This window comes from Desulfobulbus alkaliphilus (assembly GCF_016918545.1).
GTDB lineage: Bacteria > Desulfobacterota > Desulfobulbia > Desulfobulbales > Desulfobulbaceae > Desulfobulbus > Desulfobulbus alkaliphilus.
In genome coordinates this window covers 1-458 of the sequence record NZ_JAFFQC010000208.1, presented here as the reverse complement: position 1 = coordinate 458, position 458 = coordinate 1, and the positions used below count along the sequence as shown (strand labels likewise).

At 64.6% G+C, this 458-nt stretch carries 1 protein-coding gene; it reads right to left on the bottom strand.

The genetic code is table 11. The annotated features are described in order from the left end of the window. A partial coding sequence (locus tag JWG43_RS18145) for a chromate transporter (RefSeq protein WP_371925225.1) occupies positions 1-458 on the bottom strand: 458 nt, incomplete at both ends.

Below are 458 nucleotides of genomic sequence, written 5' to 3'. Positions count from 1 at the left end.
TGGCTACAGTTTGTTGTTGCAGCAGGGGCAGCACCACGTGGCCACCGCCAAAGACCAGCGCGCCAGATCGGTAGAACGCATCGAACACTTGAGCGGCGCGGCCAGTTTGGGCAGCCAGTACAGGAAGACCAAACAAGAGAAGGCAGAACAGCACCAGCGCAACGGCCCCCGCAGCGCGCGACACACGGAATTCGAGGACGTGTGCATGTCGGCTGACCGGATTGGCCGACGCATCCGGCTGGCACAGCAGGAGCCCCAGCACCGCCCCGACAACGATGACGAGGAGCTGCGCATACACCGTAGTCAAAACGCTGAGCAGCGCGAGTGCAATGAGCGCGATGGCCGCTCGGCGGTGATCCGGGCACAGTCGCCTCGCCATATCCCAGACGGCCTGTGCCACGACCGCGACGGCCACGAGCTTCAGACCGTGGATTAGGCCTGTGCCCAAGGGGCCACCC